This window comes from Micromonospora sp. URMC 107, assembly GCF_051386315.1.
Lineage (GTDB): Bacteria > Actinomycetota > Actinomycetes > Mycobacteriales > Micromonosporaceae > Micromonospora.
The window spans coordinates 1-18,601 of the sequence record NZ_JBPQTK010000121.1; the positions used below are offsets into that span (position 1 = coordinate 1).

Consider the following 18,601-nt stretch of genomic DNA (forward strand, 5'->3'; position numbering starts at 1 on the left):
GCCCGGGGCCGCGCCCCACTGGCCCGGCTGCGCCGGCGGCGACCAGGCGGGCCGGGGGGACGGGGCGGCCGAGGGCTGCCCGGGGGCGGCCGGCGGCGGATACGCGGAGGCGACCGGCTCGATCCGGGGCGGTAGTGGCCCGGGCCGGTTCGTCCCCGGCGGGAACCCGCCGTCGCCCGGTCCCGCCGGGCCCCTGTCCGCCGACCCGTAGCCAGCAGTCATGATCGCCTTGCCCTCCCCGTAGACGCCCCGCTCCGTTCCGGGACCCTGATGATGCCGTACCCGCGCAACGGCCCGTCGGACCGTACCTGCGTCAACGGCCTTTGTCTTCCCCTATGTCCGCCTCCCGGCAGGACATCCGGCGGTCGCCGGCCGACACACACCGGACCGGCTTCACCCACCGCGTCGCGTCGCCCACTAGGGTTGTCAGGTGACCGACGAACCACCCCTGCGCCGTCGGCCCGCCGAAAGCCGTACGGGAAACGATGCGCACCACCCGCCGTCGGCCCGACCGGAGCCGGAGGCCGCGGGGACCGAACCGACCGCCGACGGGCCCGTTCCGCTGACCGCCCCGCGCGAGGGCACGCCCCAGCCGGCCGCCACGCCCGACGAGCTGGCCGACGTCGTGGCCCGCTTCGCGGCGGGCACCGGCCCCGTCGCCCTGGACGCGGAACGCGCCTCGGGCTACCGCTACAGCCAGCGCGCCTACCTGGTGCAGCTGCGCCGGGCCGGCTCCGGCACGGCGCTGATCGACCCGCTGCCGCTGCCCGACCTGAGCGCCCTCGACACGGTGATCGGCGAGGCCGAGTGGGTGCTCCACGCCGCCAGCCAGGACCTGCCCTGCCTGGCCGAGGTGGGCCTGCGCCCGCGCCGGCTGTTCGACACCGAACTGGCCGCCCGGCTGGCCGGATTCGAGCGGGTCGGCCTGGCCGCGCTGACCGAGCAGCTACTCGGGTTCAGCCTGGAGAAGCACCACTCGGCGGCCGACTGGTCGAGCCGCCCGCTGCCGGAGTCCTGGCTGACCTACGCCGCGCTCGACGTGGAGATGCTGGTCGACCTGCGCGACGCGCTCGACGAGGAACTGACCCGGCAGGGCAAGTCCGCGTGGGCGGCGGAGGAGTTCGCCGCGCTGGTGCGCACCGGCGCCCGCCCGCCCCGGGTCCGGGCCGAGCCGTGGCGCCGCACCTCCGGCATCCACCGCCTCCGCGGGGCGCGGGCCCAGGCCCGCGTCCGTGCCCTCTGGTACGCGCGGGACCAGATCGCCGCCCGGCGCGACGCCGCTCCCGGGCGGGTGCTGCCGGACTCGGCCATCGTCGCGGCGGCGGAGCTGGATCCGAAGGACGAGAAGACCCTGCTCACCCTGCCCGGCTTCGGTGGCCGCTCGGTGCGCCGGCTGGCCCGCACCTGGCTGGCCGCGCTGGACGACGCGCGGCAACTGCCCGACGACGCCCTGCCGGTCGCCCCGACGGTCGAAGGGCCCCCGCCGCCGCACCGCTGGGCCGAGCGGGACCCGGTGGCGGCGGCCCGGCTGGCCCGCTGCCGGGAGGTGGTGGTCCGCATCGCCGGCGCGCACCACCTGCCGCCGGAGAACCTGATCGCCCCCGACTCGGTCCGCCGACTGGCCTGGGTGCCTCCGGAGGAGGTCACGGAGGCGACCGTCGCGGAGACGCTGCGGGGCTTCAACGCCCGCGAGTGGCAGATCGGCCTGACGAGTAGCATCCGGAGGAACACGCCCGTGCCGGCGACCTTCGTTCGGTCCGTAGTGCCGCCTGTCGGCGCGGAGGCCGAATCGTGGTCGAAGAGGAGGCTCAAGTGCCCCGTGAAGTTCGGGATGTCGTCTTCGTCGACGGCGTCCGTACCCCGTTCGGCAAGGCGGGTGGCATGTACGCCAACACCCGCGCCGACGACCTGGTGATCCGCTGCATCCGCGAGCTGCTGCGCCGTAACCCGCAGCTGCCGCCGGAACGGGTCGAGGAGGTCGCGATCGCCGCCACCACCCAGATCGGCGACCAGGGCCTGACCATCGGCCGGACCGCCGCCCTGCTGGCGGGCCTGCCCAAGACCGTTCCCGGCTTCGCGATCGACCGGATGTGCGCCGGCGCCATGACCGCGGTGACCACCGTCGCCAGCGGCATCGCCATGGGCGCCTACGACGTGGCCATCGCCGGCGGCGTCGAGCACATGGGCCGCCACCCGATGGGCGAGGGCGTCGACCCGAACCCGCGGATCGTCGCCGAGAAGCTGGTCGACCCGTCCGCGCTGGTCATGGGCGCGACCGCGGAGAACCTGCACGACCGGGTCCCGCACATCACCAAGCAGCGCACCGACGCGTTCGCGCTCGCCTCGCAGCAGAAGACCGCCAAGGCGTACGCCAACGGCAAGCTCCAGGACGACCTGGTGTCCGTGGCGGTGCGCGACGAGGAGAACGCCTGGGGCCTGGCCACGGTCGACGAGGCCCCCCGGGACACCTCGCTGGAGAAGCTCGCCACCCTGAAGACCCCGTTCCGCCCGCACGGCAAGGTCACCGCCGGCAACGCGGCCGGCCTGAACGACGGCGCGACCGCCAGCCTGCTCGCCTCCGAGGACGTCGCCCGCGAGCTGGGCCTGCCGATCGCCATGCGGCTGGTGTCGTTCGGCTTCGTCGGCGTCGAGCCCGAGGTGATGGGCGTCGGCCCGATCCCGTCGACCGAGAAGGCGCTGCGCCTCGCCGGCCTCACCATCGACGACATCGGTCTGTTCGAGCTGAACGAGGCGTTCGCCGTGCAGGTGCTCGCCTTCCTCGACCACTTCGGCATCGCCGACGACGACCCGCGGGTCAACCCGTGGGGCGGCGCGATCGCCATCGGTCACCCGCTCGCCTCCTCGGGCGTCCGGCTGATGACCCAGCTGGCCCGGCAGTTCGCCGAGCACCCCGAGGTCCGCTACGGCGTCACCGCCATGTGCATCGGCATCGGCATGGGCGGCACGGTCATCTGGGAGAACCCGCACTGGACGGAGTCCGGCAAGCCGGCTCAGGGGGAGGGCAACAAGTGAGCGCGCTCGCCGCACCGAACGAGGTCGTCACCAGGGCGCTGCTGCGCCAGGTGAACGTACCGGGGCTGGACCGGCCGGCCGCCCTGATCACCCTGGACAACGGCTTCGACCACACCAAGCCGAACAGCTTCGGCCCGGGCGGCCTGACCAGCCTGGACGAGGCGATCACCGCCGCCCTGGCCGCCGACCCGGCGTTCGTCGCGGTCACCGGCAAGCCGTACGTCTTCTGCGTGGGCGCGGACCTCACCAGCCTGCCGCAGCTCGCCGACCGCGAGCAGGCCCTGGAGATCGGCCGGCTCGGCCACCGGGTGTTCGCCCGGCTCAGGGACAGCGAGGTCCCGACCTTCGCCTTCGTCAACGGCGCGGCCATGGGCGGCGGCCTGGAGCTGGCCCTGCACTGCCACTACCGGACGCTCTCCGGCGGCGCGGCGGCGCTGGCCCTGCCCGAGGTCTCCCTCGGCCTGGTCCCCGGCTGGGGCGGCACCCAGCTGCTGCCGAACCTGATCGGCATCCCGGCGGCGACCCAGGTGATCATCCAGAACCCGCTGATGCAGAACAAGATGCTCAAGCCGAAGCAGGCCGCCGAGATGGGCATCGCGGACGTGCTGCTGGAGCCGGCGGACTTCCTGGAGCGGTCCCTGGAGTGGGCCGCCGGCGTCGTCCGGGGCGAGGTCACCGTGACCCGGCCCGAGGTCGACAAGGACATGTGGGCGGGCGTGCTCTACTTCGCCCGACAGACCCTCGACGCGCGGCTGCACGGCGCGGTCCCGGCCGCGTACAAGGCGCTGGACCTGCTGGAGACGGCGAAGGACGCCGACTTCGCCACCGGCACCGCCGCCGAGGACGAGGCCCTCGCGGACCTGGTCTTCTCCGAGGAGCTGCGCAGCGGCCTCTACGCGTTCGACCTGGTGCAGCGGCGGGCCAAGCGGCCGGCCGGCGCGCCGGACAAGGGGCTGGCCCGGCCGGTCACCAAGGTCGGCATCGTCGGCGCCGGCCTGATGGCCAGCCAGCTCGCCCTGCTCTTCGCCCGCCGCCTCCAGGTGCCGGTCGTCATGACCGACCTGGACCAGGCCCGGGTCGACAAGGGCGTCGGCTACGTGCACACCCAGATCGAGAAGGCCGTCAGCAAGGGCCGGATGGACAAGGGCACGGCCGCCAAGCTGTACGGCCTGGTCAGCGGCTCGGTCGACAAGGGCGTCTTCGCCGACGCCGACTTCGTCATCGAGGCCGTCTTCGAGGACCTCGGCGTCAAGAAGCAGGTCTGGGCCGAGCTGGAGAAGATCGTCAAGCCGGAGGCGGTGCTGGCCACCAACACCTCCTCCCTGTCGATCACCGCGATGGCCGAGGAGCTGGCGCACCCCGAGCGGGTGGTCGGCTTCCACTTCTTCAACCCGGTCGCGGTGCTGCCGCTGCTGGAGATCGTCCGGGGCGAGCGGACCGACGACGCCACGCTGGCCACCGCGTTCGCGGTCGGCAAGCAGCTGAAGAAGTCCTCCGTGCTGGTCTCCGACGCCCCGGCGTTCGTGGTCAACCGGCTGCTCACCCGCTTCCTCGGCACCGTCTTCGCCGCCGTGGACGCGGGCACCCCGCTGGACGTGGCGAACGGCGCGCTGGACCCGCTGGGCCTGCCGATGCGCCCGCTCGCCCTGCTCCAGCTCGTGGGGCCGGCCGTCGCGTACCACGTGGGCGGCACCCTGCACGCCGCGTTCCCGGACCGCTTCGGCGTCAGCGAGAACCTCAAGCGGATCGCCGACTCCGGTCAGCCGATCGTCGTCGACGACCAGATCAACGACGAGGTGGCCAAGCTGCTCGTGGTCGGCGACCAGCCGCTCACCGCCGAGCAGGTGCGCCAGAACGCGCTCGACGCGCTGGCGCAGGAGATCCGGCTCATGCTCGACGAGGGCGTCGTCGCCGAGGCGCAGGACATCGACCTGTGCATGATCCTCGGCGCGGGTTGGCCGTTCCACCTGGGCGGCGTCACGCCCTACCTGGACCGGACCGGCACCTCCGAGCGGGTCACCGGCCGGCGGTTCCTGCCGCACGGGGTGGCCAGCCTGCCCGCCTGATCCAACCCCGCCCCCCGCGTTCGCGGTGGTTGCCCCGTCCAGCTTGGATGGTGGTGGCCACCGCGATCGTCGTTGCGGCCGATACGGTCGGGATCGGGACAGCGGTACCGTGCCGTGGCTGGCTACGATCACCCGTTCGCACCCTCGCCTGGAGCTGATCATGTCCCAACCGCCGGTCGATCCCTGGTCCGGGCAGCCGGAGAACGACACGCACTACGACTTCCACCCGCCGCGGCAGGACGGCTACCCGGCACCGCCCGCCGCCGGCTGGGGGTCCCCGCCGGGCGGGCAGCAGCCGCCGCCGGGCGGGCAGCAGCCGGCGGACGGCGGCTGGCCCGGGCCCCAGCCGACCCAGCCGTACCCCGGGCCCACCTCGGCCCAGCCGTACCCGGGTCCCACGTCGGCCCAGCCGTACCCCGGGCCCACCTCGGCCCAACCGCACCCGGGGCCCACGTCGGCCCAGCCGTACCCGGGGCCCACCTCGGCCCAACCGCACCCGGGGCCCCCGCCGGCCCAGCCGTACCCCGCGCAGCCCTACGGCGGGTATCCCGCCACGCCGCAGGGCGGGTTCCCCGCCAGTCCGTACGCCGGCTACCCGCCGCCCTCCCCCGGCGCGGGCCGCCCGGCGCGGTCGCACCAGCTGGTCCTGAGCCTGGGCCTCGTCGGGCTGCTGGTGCTCTGCCTCGGCGGGGGCGGCATCGCCTACCTCGCCTACGAGGGCGACCAGGGCGCCGACCCCCGGCCCACGCCGACCGCGTCCCCGACCGCGGCACCGTCGAACGCCACGCCGAGCGCCGCCCCGACGTCCGAGGCCCCCCCGTCCGCCGAGCCCAGCACCGCCCCGCAGATCCGGGTCGTCACGCCGGAGACGCTCGCGGGTCGTCCGAAGAGCACCGAGCCGACCCTGCGGAAGGCGGCCGACGACATGGTCCGCGAGCTGCGGGCCTCGGTGAACGGCGAGACCGGCGTCGCCGGTGCCTTCTACGGCAGCGCCGACGAGCGGAACATGGTCATGGTGATCGCCGCCTCCACCTTCGTGCTCAATCCCGAGGGGGAGCTCGACGACGCGATCAAGGGCATCTCCAAGGAGCTCGCCGTCACGAAGATGACCACCATCGCCCCGGGACCGCAGGGCGGCCTGGCCAAGTGCGGCGACGGCGCGTCCGCGGGCGTGCCCCTGGGCGTCTGCGCGTGGGCCGACCACGGCAGCGTCGGAATGATCGTGATGTTCTTCTCCTCCGCGGCCGCCTCGGCGGCGGAGTTCGTCGCCATCCGCGGCCAGATCGAGCAGAAGTACTGACCGGTACGCGTCGCCGTCCACGACCGCGTGGGACGCCGGGCGGCACGGAACACCATTTCCCCTCGCGCAGACCGGGAGCCGACCGATGTCCTACCCGCCCGCCAACTCCTACCCGCCGCCGCCCGACGGCGGCGGTCCGTACGACTCGTACCCACCGCCGCAGCCCGGCGGGTACGGACCCCCGCCGCAGCCCGGCGGGTACGGGCCACCGCCGCAGGCCGGCGGGTACGGGCCACCGCCCGGGGGCGTCCCGTACGGCGGCCCGCCGGTCGCGCGGAAGTCCAGCGCCGGCAGGATCGTGCTGATCTCGCTCGCGGTGGTGCTCGTGCTCTGCCTGGGCGGCGCGGCGATCGTCGCCTTCGCCGTCAAGGACGAGGTCAAGGAGACCGTCGACGCCACCCGGATCCGGGTCGTCGCGCCGGCGACCCTCGCCGGGCGGCCCAAGGCGACCGACCCGACCCTCCAGGCCGGCGCCCGGCAGCTCGAGGCGGAGCTCAACAAGACGATCCCCGGCGCCACCAGCACCGTCGGCGGGTTCTACGGCACCCCCGCCGACAAGGACCTCGTGATGATCGCCGCCGCGTCCGGCCTGAACCCGGACCCGGCCAGGGCGCTCGAGGACACCATCAGGGGCGCGCGCACCAGCGACGTGCGGCTGGGTGAGATGAGCTCCGTGGATCCGGGCCCGCTCGGTGGCGAGGCCAAGTGCGGCGACGCCAAGGCGGGGGACGTGCCGCTGGGCGTCTGCGTGTGGAGCGACAAGGGCAGCGTCGGCATGGTCATCATCTACTTCAAGACGGGCCAGCAGGCCCACGCCGAGTTCGCCACCATCCGGGGGCAGGTCGAGCAGAAGTCCTGACCCGTACGGCATTGCGCGGGGGCCCGCCCACGACGGTAAACGGGCCCCTTCGCGTCAGCCCGCCGTGGCGGCCCGCTCGGCGGCGCTGCGCAGCACGCAGAACTCGTTGCCCTCCGGGTCGGCGAGCACCACCCAGCCCGAGCCGTCGGCGCGGCGCTGGTCGGCGACCTGGGTGGCACCGATGCCCACCAGGCGCGCCACCTCCTCGTCCCGGGTCCGGTCCGCAGGCTCCAGGTCGAGGTGGAGACGGTTCTTCACCTCCTTGCCCTCCGGCACCGCGATGAAGAGCACCTCCGGGCCGCCCGGGGGCAGCAGCATGGCCTCCGGGTCGCCGGGGAAGTCGTCCGGCTGGCGGGGGCAGTCGAAGACCTGCGCCCAGAAGCCGGCCAACGCGTACGTGTCGCGGCAGTCGATGCTGATGTTGTGGATCCGTGCGCTCACGGGTGTTCCTCCTCGATGGTCGTACCCGCCCGCTCCGCCGCGCCGCGCAGGACGCAGAACTCGTTGCCCTCCGGGTCGGCGAGCACCACCCAGCCCGTACCGTCGGCGCGCCGGTGGTCGCTCACCAGGACCGCGCCGAGGCCGAGCACCCGCTCGACCTCCTGCTCCCGGGTCCGACCGGCCGGTTCGAGGCAGACGTGCACCCGGTTCTTGACCGTCCTGGCCTCGGGGACCCGCTGGAAGAAGACGTTCGGGGTGGCACCGTCCGGAGGCAGCAGCACCGCCTCCGGGTCGCCCGGGGCGTCGTCGGGGTGCCGGGCGTACCCGAGCACCGCCGCCCAGAAGCCGGCGAGCGCGTAGGTGTCGTGACAGTCGAAACTGATGTTGTGGATCCGTGGATACACAGGTTCCTCCGCTGAGGATGGAGGCGCCCCGCGTGCGTGAGGGTCAGCCGGCGAGACGGGGCGCGGAGATCATGACGGTGGACATCGACGCACCCCCCTCCGGTCCTCGAGCTGACCCCATGATCCTTCCATCGGACCAGCCCACCCCGCAACCCCCGCCCGTCACCGTCGGGCGGCCGGTTCGGCGGTGACCGCCGGGGCGGCCTCCGCCGCCGGCAGGGTCACCGTGACCTCCAGCCCGCCGCCGGGCTGGGCGATCACCTTCACCGTGCCGCCGTGCGCGTCGCAGACCGCCCGGACGATGGAGAGCCCGAGGCCCGAGCCGCGCGCGCCGGTACGCTCCCGGCCGCCGCGCCGGAACGGCTCGAACAGGCCCGGCACGTCGGCCTGATCCACCTCGAAACCGGTGTTGCCGACCACCAGCCAGGACCGGCACCCGTCCGAGCCGGTCCGCACCCAGAGCCGGCCGTGCAGGTGGTTGTAGCGGATCGCGTTCTCGATCAGGTTGCCGGCCAACCGGTCGAGCAGCCCGGGGTCGCCGACGACCGGCGCGGACTCCAGCGAGGTCTGCACCCGCAGCTTGATCCGCTCCACCTCCCGGCGTACCGCCGACAGGGCGTTGGCGGTACCGGCGGCGAGGTCGCACTCGGTGCGGCGGCCGAGCCGGCGGCCCGCCTGGGCCTCGCTGCGGGCGAGCACCAGCAGGGCGTCGACCAGCCCGTTGGCCCGCTCGGAGGCGTCCCGGACGACGGTGGCCATCCTGCGGTACTCGGCGGCGTCCGCCTCGTCGTCGCTGAGCGTCACGTCGATCTCGGTGCGCATCACCGCGAGCGGGGTCCGCAGCTCGTGCGAGGCGTTGGCCACGAAGCGCTTCTGCGCCTCGAACGCGGCGGCGATCCGGTCCAGCATCTCGTCGAAGGTCGCCGCCAGCTCGGCCACCTCGTCGTCGGCGCCCGAGTAGCCGATCCGCTGGTCCAGGGTGGTCTCGCCGAGCCGGCGGGCGGTGGCGGTGACCTGGTGCAGCGGACGCAGCGCCCGACCGGCCACCGCGTACGCGCCGGCCACCCCGACGACGCTGATCGCCAGCAGCGCCACCAGGCCCTTGGCCAGCAGCTCCGCGCTGGCGGCGTCGACCAGTTGGCGCTGCCACTGCGCGGCGTCCAGCGACCGGCCGTCGGCCAGCACCACCGTGGTGCCGGGCAGCAGCTCGTCGGTCGGGCGCAGCGCGTCGCGCACCAGCAGCCAGGCCAGCAGCACCAGGATCGCGCCCGCGCCGACCAGCAGCACGCCGTTGAGCAGGGTCAACCGCAGCCGCAGCGTGGGCCGCAGCCGGGCCCGCCGCGGCGCGGCGTCCGCCTTCGTCCGCGACTGCGCGGCCCGCAGGGCCGGCTCACTCCTCGCACTCATGCCGACGCCTCCGCCGTGCGGTAGCCCGCGCCGACCACCGTCTCGATCAGCGGCGGGTCGCCGAGCTTCTTGCGCAACGTCATCACGGTGACCCGGACGATCGTGGTGAACGGATCGGTGTTGGCGTCCCAGACCCGTTCCAGCAGTTCCTCGCTGGAGACCACCGCGCCGCGGGCCTTGAGCAGCTCGCAGAGCACGCCGAACTCCTTGTTGGTCAGGTCGACCGGCTGGCCGCCCCGGGTGGCCACCCGGCGGGCCGGGTCGAGCACCAGGTCGGCGAGTTCGAGCACCGGCGGCGCGGCGGGGGTGGCCCGGCGGCCGAGCGCCTGCACCCGGGCGACCAGTTCGTCGAAGGCGAACGGCTTCGGCAGGTAGTCGTCGGCGCCGAGCTGCAACCCCTCCACCCGGTCGGCGACGGTGCCGCTGGCGGTCAGCATCAGCACCCGGGTGAGGGTGCCGGAGGCGGCCAGCTCGGCGCAGATCTGGTCACCGTGCACGCCGGGCAGGTCCCGGTCCAGCACCACCACGTCGTACCGGGTGACGAACGCCATCTCGTGGCCGCTGTCGCCGTCGTAGGCGACGTCCACCGCCATGCCCCGCTTGCGCAGCCCCCGCGCGATCGCGTCGGCGAGGTTGCGCTCGTCCTCGACCACCAGTACCCGCATCCCGGCCTCCTCGCGCCCCTGACCACCCACAACCTAGTGCCGACCACCAAACCGGGCCGCACCCGCCGTCCCGGGGTCGGCCCCGTTGCAGAAAACCTTCGTCGTACGCGATGCTTCCGGCATCAACCTTCGCGACGGACGGGGAGACGCATGACCGACGCGGCGCCGACGATCCGGCGGGACGTCACCTACCGGGGCTTCCGCCTGCCCGGCGACGCCGGGCTGGGCAGCCTGTCCGGGCTGCGCGCCGGCCGGCGGGGTCTCGAGCTGGCCGACCCGGTCGACCGGCTCGACCACACCGACGCCGACGGCCGCACCCGCCGGTACGCGGCTGGCAGCTGGACGTCCCCACCCGTGCCGGTCGGCTTCGCCGTGCGCGACGTGGTGCCCTCGTGGACCGGCGACACCCCCGGCGACTGCTGGCTGCGCGTGGAGCTGCGGGGCTGGCACGACGACGCCCCGTCGACCGGGTGGTACGTCCTCGCCGACTGGGCGGCCGACGACCACGCGTTCCGGCGGACGTCCGTGCCCGGGCAGCACGACGCCGACGCCCGGGTGGACACGGACACCCTGGTGGTGACGGGCGCGACGGTCACCGGCTGGCAGGCCCGGGTGACCCTGCTCCGGCCGGAGGACGCCGACGCGACGCCGGTGCTGCGCGCCGTCGGGGCGGTCGCCGCCGGCCCGCGCCCGACGGCGTCGACCGCGTCGACCGGGGGGACCGGCTGGGGCACCGTGCTGGACGTGCCGTGCTACTCGCAGCGGCTGCACGCCGGCACCCACCCACAGTGGGGCGGCGGCGGGGACTCCTGGTGCAGCCCCACCTGCACCTCCATGGTGCTGGCCTTCTTCGACGCCGCCCCGGCCCCGGCCCGGTACGCCTGGGTGACCCCGGCCGGTCCCCGCCCGGTGGTGGTGCACGCCGCGCGGCACTGCTACGACCACGCCTACGCCGGGGCCGGGAACTGGGCGTTCAACACCGCGTACGCGGGCCTGCACGGCGTGGACGCCTTCGTCACCCGGCTGCGCTCGCTGGCCGAGGCGGAGGCGTTCGTGGCCGCCGGCATCCCGCTGATCGTCTCCGCCGCGTTCACCGCCGGCGAGGTGCCCGGGCTGGACTACGACACCGCCGGGCACCTGATGGTGCTCGTCGGCTTCACCGCCACGGGCGCGCCGGTGCTCAACGACCCGTACGCCCCGGACGACGACGCGGTGCGCCGGACCGTCGACCGGGACCGGTTCGAGGCCGCCTGGCAGGGCGGCAGCGGCGGGGTGGCGTACGTGCTCCGGCCGCCCGGCGTGCCGCTCCCCCCGGCGCCGGAGCAGCCCAACTGGTGATCCCGGCGGCGCGTGCCGCCCCGGCAGCCGGGCGGCGGGCTCAGCCGGGGTAGCGCCAGACGCCCAACTCGCCGGTGCGCAGCCGGCACACGATGGTGCCGGCGCGGCTGCGGCAGTCCCCGGAGGCGTCGCGGAGCACGTCCAGCACCCGGGCCTCGCCCGCGACGACGTCCATCTCGGCCACCACCAGCCCGCCGCCGGCGGCGGCCGGTCGCACGGCGAGGAACCGTTCGTCGGCGTACCAGGGCAACATCTGCCAGGTGCCCAGGTCGGCGACCTCCCGACCGGTCGCCGCGTCGAGCACGCCGAACCGTTCACCGCCGCCCCCGGGCGCGACCGCCAGGAGCCGGCCGTCCTGTGCGGACAGCACCCCGAACCATCGTCCGCCGTCCCACCGGCGCGCGCCGGTCGCCGGATCGAGCGCGACGAGCCTGTTCCCTCCGGGCGCGCAGAGCAGCCCGCCGCACTCGTCGACGTGCTCCACCATGGGCACGCGCGCCTCCCACCGCCGCCGCAGCCCGTCCAGCTCGTAGGCGGTCACCAGGCCCGCGGACGACCGGACGGCCAGCAGCAGGTCGTGCGCCACCACCGTGTGCCCGTAGCCGGGCAGCTCGCCGAGGCCCAGGTCCGCCGCGTGCACCAGGGCTCCGGAGCGGGGGTCGCGCACCTCGACGCGCCCCTTCGCGGGAGCCAGCACGATCCACTCGACCAGCCCGTCGCGGAAGGCGTACGTCGCGCCCTCGCCCGTCGTCGGCACCGACCAGAGCGCCCGCCCGGAGGCCGGATCGACCGACCGCACGGTGCCGCCCTCCACCCCGCCGGTCTGCATCAGCAGGATCCCGGTCGGGTCGGGCCAGGGGTAGCCGGGCTGCCGCCAGCGTTCGCGGCCGGTCCCGGCGTCGAGGGCGACCGTCTGCCCGTCCTGGTCCCCGGTGCTCGAGAAGAGCGCCGTCCCCGGCCCGGCCTGAACCTGCCAGAACCGGCCCGCCGCCACGATCCGCGTGCGCCAGAGCGGGGCAGGCGGCGCGTCGTCGGCCGGCGTCCGCGCGGGCAGGGCGTACGCCCGCACCTCGACGGTCCCCTCGGGCTCCCCCTCGGCCGGTTCGACGACGTAGAGCCGGTCGCCGTGCAGGAACGCCTCCGACCCGAGCCGGGCCGGCACGACGACCGCGACCCGTGCCGGCAGCGGCGCGGCCGCCGCCACGGTGGCCACGAGGAACGCGAGCGCCAGCGCGACCCGCAGCGGCCTGCCCACGGCGCGGGGCGGGCGGGGCGGCGACGCCTCCCGGCCCGGCTCGTCGCGCAGCTCACCCAGGTCGATCAGCGTCACGCCCGCCCCTTCCGGCCCCCGGCCCTCCGGCCGCTCCCAGACGCCGAACGCGCCGCCGTCGCGCCGGCAGACGACGACGCCGAGGTCGGTGACCATCGCGTGCCGTCCTCCCCGTCACCCGTGACCTCGGCGGACCGGCAAATCGGCCGTGGGCGCACCGGCTGAGGCAAAAGCGACGCCCGCGCGCCTGTACGATGGCGCGTCGTGGCTGTGCCGGTGGTAGACCCCTCGCTGAACTCCGTCTCCGAGCCCGACGCGGCCGAGCCGACGCGCCGGCCCCGGCGCGGGCCGTCCCGCGCCGACGTACTGGCCATCGGAGCCTATGTCCTGCTCGGCGTTTTCGTGTGCCTGAACTACTGGGTGGACGTGCAGAACCGGGTGTCGTCGCACCTGCCCACCGACCACAGCTGGTTCGAGTGGCTCTTCTCGCACGGCGCGTACTCGGTGCGGCACCTGGAGAACCCGCTGTTCACCGACCGGCAGAACGCCCCGGACGGGGTGAACATGATGGCGAACACCTCGCTGCTCGGGGTGACGCTGCCGCTGGCGCCGCTGACCATGCTCCTCGGCCCGCAGGTCATGTACGCGCTCTACCTGGGCGGCGCGCTGGCCGCGACCGCCGGCACGTCGTACTGGATGCTGTCGCGGCACCTGGTGCGCTCCCGCGCGGCGGCCTTCGTCGGCGGCGCGTTCCTCGGCTTCGCGCCGGGCATCGTGCACCACGCCAACGGCCAGCCCAACTTCGTCTCGAACTTCCTGCTGCCGCTGATCGTGGTGCGGGTGCTCCGGCTCGGCGAGCCCGGCCGGTGGCGGCGCAACGGGCTCGTGCTCGGCCTGCTGGTGGCGTACCAGATCTTCATCAACGAGGAGATGCTGCTGCTCACCGCGCTGGCCTGCCTGGTCGTCGTGGTCGCGTACGCGATCATGCGGCCGGCGCGGACGCGGGCGGTGGCCGGCACCTTCGCCGCGGCGCTCGGCGTGGGCGGCGGGTTGGCGCTGCTGCTGACGGCCTACCCGATCTGGTTCCAGTTCAACGGCCCGCAGTCCTACCGCGGGTTGCAGGGCGGCGTGTTCCACAGTTGGGGCGAGGACCTGGCCGCCTTCGTCACCTTCGCCCGGGACACCGTGGCCGGCGACGAGGCGGTGGAGAAGACCATCGGGCTGACCGAGCAGAACACCTGGTTCGGCTGGCCGCTGGTGCTGCTGTCGGTGGTGGCGCTGGTGCTGCTGGTCCGCCGCTCGCTCACCGCCCGGATCCTCGCGGTGCTGGTGGTGGTCTTCTCCGTGGCCTCGATCGGCCCGAAGGTGCGGGTCAACGGGGTGGAGACGGAGACCGACGGCCCCTGGGCCTACGTCTCCGACGACCTGCCGCTGGTCGAGATGATGATGCCGACCCGGCTGGCCCTGGTGGTGGCGGCGGCGCTCGGCGTGCTGCTCGCCCTGGCCTGGGACGCGGTCGCCGGCAGCGGTCGCCCGCCCGTGCCGGCCCCCCGCACCGGCGACGACGACACCGCCGACGCCGCCGGGCCGCGCCGCCGCTGGCTCCGGCCGGTCGGGTACGCGGCCGTCGCGCTCGCCGTGCTGCCGCTGTTCCCGCGCCCGCTGCCCGCACAGCCCGTCGACCCGCCGCCGCACTTCATCACCGCCGGCGGCTGGCGCCCGTACGTGCCACAGGGCCGGAGCCTGGTGCCGGTGCCGATCCCGAGCAACGTGCACGGCCTGCCCACGCTGCGCTGGAGCGCGCTGACGCAGCACGCGTTCCCCGTCCCCGGCGGCTACTTCATCGGGCCGAACGAGCTGGGCGAGGGCGTCTTCGGCGCACCGAACCGGCCGACCAGCACCCTGATCTACTCCACTATGGACTCCAACGCGGTTCCGGCGCTGACCGACGAGAACCGCCGCCAGGCGGTCGAGGACCTGCGCTTCTGGCGCGCCTCCGTGGTCGTCCTCGGCGCGCATCCCCGCGAGGCGGTCCTGCGCGAGCTGATGACCGCGCTGATCGGTCCGCCCCAGCGCGTCGACGACGTGTGGCTCTGGGACGTCCGGCCGCTCGTCGGCTGAGCCGCCGCCGGACGGCGGCGGGCTGGGCCGTCGACCGGCGGGAGGCCGAGGCTGGGCCGTCGCCCGACCGGCGCGCGAAGCCGGGACGTCAACCGACCAGCGGGCGGACGTCCCAGACGTGGGCGCCGGCCACCTCCCGGCCGGGGCCGAGCAGCGCGTCGACCGTACGGCGCACCGGGTCGCCGTGGTGCAGTCCGCCCTGGACCACCACGGCGGCGCGCCAGTGGCGCAGGTCCTCGACCGCCTGGCGGCGGTGCTCGTCGGTGACCACCGGCACCTCGCCGGTCTCGGCCACCCGGCGCAGCAGCTCGGCGGTGGGGCGGTCCGGGGCGCCCCACCGGGCGGCCGGGTCGTCGGCGGCCCGGGGGCCGATGAAGTAGCCGCCCGGGGCCGGGAAGGCCAGCCCGGTGCGGGCCGACCAGAGCATCGCCGGGCTGACCCCGGCGCCCGTCACCGGCGGCACCGGGACCAGGGTCCGACCCGGCGGGACGTGGGCCCGCCAGCCGCCCTCGGCCACGAACGCCGGCACGGGCCAGGCCGGCACGGTCCGGATCGGGGTGGGGATCAGCGGCAGCAGCGCGGCGGCCACCGCCCCGCCCCAGAGCAGCCGCACCGGCACGCCGCCCGCCCGCGGCCCGGCCGCGGCCTCGGGGCGGAGCCGGTCCAGGGAGAGGGCGAGCAGGATGCCCAGCACCGGGACGCAGACCAGCGGAAAGCGCGCCGGCACCGCGTGGTCGAGCAGCGGCAGCTCGGCGACCAGCCGGTACGGCCCGGGGATGCCGGTGGGCGTGCCGTCCAGGCGGACCTGCTCGCCCAGCGAGAGCAGCGCGAAGAACAGCCCGCAGGCGGCCAGCGCGCGGACCAGCGGCCGGCGCCACAGCCAGATCACGATCACCACGGCGAGCACCAGCAGCCCCGGGCCGAAGAAGGAGTTCTCCTCGGTGGGGTTGGGCGCGAGCAGGCCGGGCAGGTGGTCGTCGCCGAGCACCGTCTGCCGCGCCGAGGCGGTGAACGACGCGGCGTCGAGCTGGTAGCCGTACGCGTGGAAGGGCATTCCCCGGTAGTGGCCCGGGCCGAAGAACTGGAACCACAGCGGGTACGCCAGCAACGGCAGCGAGACCGCCACCCCGATCGCGAGCCGGCCGAGCAGCGCGGGCGCCAGCCGGCGCGCCGTCTCCCGGTCGGCTGCCGCGTACGCCAGCGCGAACGTGCCGGCGGCGAGGACCAGGAAGACCAGCACCTCCTCGCCGAGGAAGACCTGGTACGCCACCAGCAGCCCGAGCAGCGTCCCGTGCCGCCGCACCCGGCGCGGGTCCGGGTGGAACACCAGCGCCAGGATCACCGGCACCAGGAACTGCGCCGCCATGTGCAGGTGCGCCCCGGCCTGCGCGACCATGCCGGGGGCGAAGCCGCAGAACAGCCCGCCGACGGCCGCCGCCACCCGGGAGTCGACCAGCCGGCGGCGCAGCAGCGCGTACCAGGCGGTCGCGGTGCCGGCGAGGCAGCAGACCACGGCCACCAGGAACGCGACCTGCGAGCCGAAGAGCAGGGTGACCGGCGTCAGCGGCACGCCCAGGCCGAGCACCGAGGTGTTGGCCATCAGGTTCACCCCGTCCGGGGCGTTCAGCTCCGCGCTGTAGAGCGGGTTCTTCGGACCCGTCACCGCCCGGGCCGCGCGGGCCAGCATCCACTCGAAGAGGATCTGGTCCCCCGCCTGGTGGAACAGCCGCCCCGGGCGGCCCCACTGGCCGAGGGTCAGCAGCACCGCCAGGGCGAGGTAGCCGGCGACAACCAGCGCGTCCGGCGCGCGTACCGGCAGCCGGCGGGACCGCCGGGCGGGTGCCGCCTCGACGGTGCCGGTCGCCGCCGGGGCGGTCATCAGATCCGCTGGTCGGTCAGCGCCCGGACGTCCCAGACCCAGACGTCCAGCTCCCGGCGGCCGGGACCGACCAACTGCTCGACGGTGCGCCGCAGCTGCTCGGAGTGGTGCTGGGCGACGGGGAGCACCAGGATGGCCGCCCGCCAGTGCCGCAGCTCGTCGAGCGCGCGGCGGCGCTGCCGGTCGTCCAGCTTCGGGATGCGGCCGGTCGAGGCGACCTCCTCCAGCAGCTGGCCGACGCCGCTGGGCCGGCCGCCGAAGCGGCCGGGGTCGCCGGTGTTGCCGTTGCGCGGCGCCAGGAAGTAGCCGCCGGGGATCTTGAAGTCGAGGTTGGTGGAGGCGGCCCAGCGCATCCCGTGGGTGTGCCCCATGTTCGGCACCGGGATCGGCACCAGGGTCTGGTCCTCACCGACGTAGCCGCGCCACCGGTCGGCGGTGATGAAGTCCGGCACCGGCGGGCGGGAGGTCACCTTCAACGGCATCGGCGCGATCGGCAGCAGTGCGAGGACGAGCCCGGCCACGGTGAGCGTACGCAGCGTGCGCCGCTCGACCGGCAGCGTCCGGGAGCGCTCGACGGCGAGTGCCAGCAGGATGCCGACCACCACGCTGGTGATCAGGCCGAACCGGGTGGGCACCACCGCGTCGAGCAGCGGCAACCGGACCAGCCACTCCCAGGGCCCGGTGAACAGCTCGCGGTCCCACCAGGACACCCGCTCGCCGAGGGAGAGCACGGCGAAGAACACCCCGGTCGCGGCGAGTGCCCGGACGAGCAGCTCCCGCCGCAGCCAGGCCACGATGCCGACGGCGATCAGGGAGAGGCTCCAGCCGAAGAAGGCGTTCTCCTCCGAGTAGTTCGGCGCGAGGTTGACATTCGCGCGCTCGTCGCCGCCGATCGTCGGCGAGCCGGGCGCGAAGAAGGCCGCGATGTCGTTGCCGTAGTCGCGGACCGCGTCGCTCAGGCCGTGGTACGCCATCGGCCCGGCGAACTGGATGTAGAGCGGGTACGCCAGCAGCGACCCGGCGAGCACGGTGCAGATCGCGAGCGCCTTGGCCAGCGGTCGCCAGGCCGCCGACCAGAGCGCGGGCCGCTGGGCGAGCACGGCGAGCAGGAACACCCCGCAGGCGAGCGCCGTGAAGAGCAGGATCTCCTCGTTGATGAACGCCTGGACGGTGACCATCAGGGCGAGCAGCACGCCGTCGCGCCACGGCCGGCGCGACCGGGTGATGACCAGCACCCGCCAGACGATGAACGGCAGCAGGAACTGGGAGATGATGTTGGGGTGCCAGTTGGCGTGCGACAGCATCGCCGGCGAGAACCCGCAGAACCAGCCGCCGACGGCCGCCGCCAGCGGGCTGCGCACGACGTGCCGGGAGAGGACGAAGTACCAGGCCGATGCGGTGCCGGCGAGCGCGAGCGTGACCAGCACCACGAAGGTCACGGCCGGCCCGAAGAGCAGCGTCACCGGCACCATCGGGATGCCCAGCGCGAGGATGGCCGTGTTGGCCATCAGGTTGACCCCGTCGGGGTAGTTGAACTGCTCGGTGAAGAACGGGAACTCGCCGTGCAGCACCACGCGTACCGAGTGGGCGAGGAAGAACTGCACCTGGGCCGGGTCGCTGCTGTAGAGCGAGGCCACCCGGCCGGCCGGGTCCACCCAGATCTGGCTGGTCACCCACACCGCGGCGAGCAGGAACAGGCCGAGGACCGTGAGGTCCTGCCGCCGCCGGGTCCACCGCCGCGCCCGGGCCGCGCCGCCCGCCGCGCCGGCCTCGCCGGAGGGGGTGGCGGCGTCGGAGGGGGTGGCTGTCTCTTATACA

At 74.7% G+C, this 18,601-nt stretch carries 12 protein-coding genes and 3 pseudogenes; 8 read left to right on the forward strand and 7 right to left on the reverse strand.

Features of this window, described 5'->3' with window-relative positions; genetic code table 11:
* The 6 genes and pseudogenes from ACSNN9_RS22760 to ACSNN9_RS22785 form a co-directional block, all read left to right on the forward strand.
* Window positions 1–211, forward strand: a pseudogene (locus tag ACSNN9_RS22760) (hypothetical protein); the annotation flags it as partial.
* 219 nt (window positions 212–430) lie between these two features.
* Window positions 431–1,708, forward strand: a pseudogene (locus ACSNN9_RS22765) (ribonuclease D); the annotation flags it as partial.
* Between the two features lie 104 nt (window positions 1,709–1,812).
* Window positions 1,813–3,033 carry a thiolase family protein gene (locus ACSNN9_RS22770; RefSeq protein ID WP_358084847.1) on the forward strand — a complete coding sequence of 407 codons (1,221 nt, stop codon included), beginning with the start codon at window positions 1,813–1,815 and terminating at the stop codon, window positions 3,031–3,033.
* The gene (locus ACSNN9_RS22775; protein ID WP_436675291.1) at window positions 3,030–5,099 is read left to right on the forward strand and encodes a 3-hydroxyacyl-CoA dehydrogenase NAD-binding domain-containing protein; all 2,070 of its coding nucleotides are present in this window, start codon (window positions 3,030–3,032) and stop codon (window positions 5,097–5,099) included. Before ACSNN9_RS22770 ends, ACSNN9_RS22775 begins: the two co-directional genes overlap by 4 nt.
* Before the next feature lie 160 nt (window positions 5,100–5,259).
* Entirely contained in the window at window positions 5,260–6,399 is a 1,140-nt protein-coding gene (locus ACSNN9_RS22780; RefSeq protein WP_436675292.1) for a hypothetical protein, read from the forward strand.
* Between the two features lie 85 nt (window positions 6,400–6,484).
* The gene (locus tag ACSNN9_RS22785) at window positions 6,485–7,258 is read left to right on the forward strand and encodes a hypothetical protein (RefSeq protein ID WP_436675293.1); all 774 of its coding nucleotides are present in this window, start codon (window positions 6,485–6,487) and stop codon (window positions 7,256–7,258) included.
* A gap of 54 nt (window positions 7,259–7,312) precedes the next feature.
* On the opposite strand, the gene ACSNN9_RS22790 is transcribed toward ACSNN9_RS22785, so the two are convergent.
* From ACSNN9_RS22790 to ACSNN9_RS22805, 4 genes are all read right to left on the reverse strand, one after another.
* Entirely contained in the window at window positions 7,313–7,699 is a 387-nt protein-coding gene (locus ACSNN9_RS22790) for a VOC family protein (protein WP_358084835.1), read from the reverse strand.
* Complete coding sequence (locus ACSNN9_RS22795) at window positions 7,696–8,103, reverse strand: VOC family protein (protein ID WP_436675294.1); 408 nt, start codon at window positions 8,101–8,103, stop codon at window positions 7,696–7,698. The genes ACSNN9_RS22790 and ACSNN9_RS22795 overlap by 4 nt, the downstream gene beginning before the upstream one ends.
* A gap of 162 nt (window positions 8,104–8,265) precedes the next feature.
* Window positions 8,266–9,432 carry a sensor histidine kinase gene (locus ACSNN9_RS22800; protein WP_358085128.1) on the reverse strand — a complete coding sequence of 389 codons (1,167 nt, stop codon included), beginning with the start codon at window positions 9,430–9,432 and terminating at the stop codon, window positions 8,266–8,268.
* A gap of 74 nt (window positions 9,433–9,506) precedes the next feature.
* Window positions 9,507–10,175, reverse strand: coding sequence for a response regulator transcription factor (locus ACSNN9_RS22805; RefSeq protein ID WP_358084829.1), 669 nt, complete (start codon window positions 10,173–10,175; stop codon window positions 9,507–9,509).
* A gap of 150 nt (window positions 10,176–10,325) precedes the next feature.
* Between ACSNN9_RS22805 and ACSNN9_RS22810 the strand changes: the two genes are divergently transcribed.
* Complete coding sequence (locus ACSNN9_RS22810; protein ID WP_436675295.1) at window positions 10,326–11,513, forward strand: C39 family peptidase; 1,188 nt, start codon at window positions 10,326–10,328, stop codon at window positions 11,511–11,513.
* Window positions 11,514–11,553: 40 nt separating this feature from the next.
* Here the strand turns inward: ACSNN9_RS22810 and ACSNN9_RS22815 are convergent, their stop codons facing one another.
* The gene (locus tag ACSNN9_RS22815; RefSeq protein WP_436675296.1) at window positions 11,554–12,939 is read right to left on the reverse strand and encodes an outer membrane protein assembly factor BamB family protein; all 1,386 of its coding nucleotides are present in this window, start codon (window positions 12,937–12,939) and stop codon (window positions 11,554–11,556) included.
* Window positions 12,940–13,047: 108 nt separating this feature from the next.
* On the opposite strand from ACSNN9_RS22815, the gene ACSNN9_RS22820 reads away from it, so the two are divergent.
* Window positions 13,048–14,904: a hypothetical protein gene (locus ACSNN9_RS22820; protein ID WP_436675297.1), complete on the forward strand. Its 1,857-nt coding sequence runs from the start codon at window positions 13,048–13,050 to the stop codon at window positions 14,902–14,904.
* Window positions 14,905–14,992: 88 nt separating this feature from the next.
* Here ACSNN9_RS22820 and ACSNN9_RS22825 read toward each other — a convergent pair whose 3' ends face one another.
* Entirely contained in the window at window positions 14,993–16,783 is a 1,791-nt protein-coding gene (locus tag ACSNN9_RS22825) for a hypothetical protein (RefSeq protein ID WP_436675298.1), read from the reverse strand.
* A pseudogene (locus ACSNN9_RS22830) lies at window positions 16,783–18,537 on the reverse strand (hypothetical protein); the annotation flags it as partial. The pseudogene ACSNN9_RS22830 and the gene ACSNN9_RS22825, both read right to left, overlap by 1 nt.
* Window positions 18,538–18,601 lie beyond the last annotated feature (64 nt).